Origin of the sequence: Halorubrum sp. SP3, from assembly GCF_005435195.1 — an archaeon.
Taxonomy (GTDB): domain Archaea; phylum Halobacteriota; class Halobacteria; order Halobacteriales; family Haloferacaceae; genus Halorubrum; species Halorubrum sodomense.
Genome location: NZ_SGTU01000835.1, coordinates 1 through 211, shown reverse-complemented (window position 1 = coordinate 211; position 211 = coordinate 1). Strand labels below are relative to the sequence as shown.

Annotated in this window: 1 pseudogene; it reads left to right on the top strand. The window is 69.7% G+C overall.

The features are described 5' to 3' along the window. Window positions 1–77: 77 nt before the first annotated feature. Window positions 78–211: pseudogene (locus EXE42_RS18355) on the top strand (proteasome protein); the annotation flags it as partial.

Below are 211 nucleotides of genomic sequence, written 5' to 3'. Positions count from 1 at the left end.
GGACGCCCGGAGCGTGGAGCCCGCCCGGCGTCCCGCGGTCCGGAACCCCTATGAGGCGACGGCGACTTGTCTGACCCATGCGACTGTTCCGCTCGGACGAGCTCCTCGGCATCGCCCGAGAGACCCTGGAGTTCGTCCTCGAGGCGAGCGAGGAGACTCACCCCAACGAGTACATGGGGTTCCTCCGCGCGGACGACGCCCGGAAGCTCGA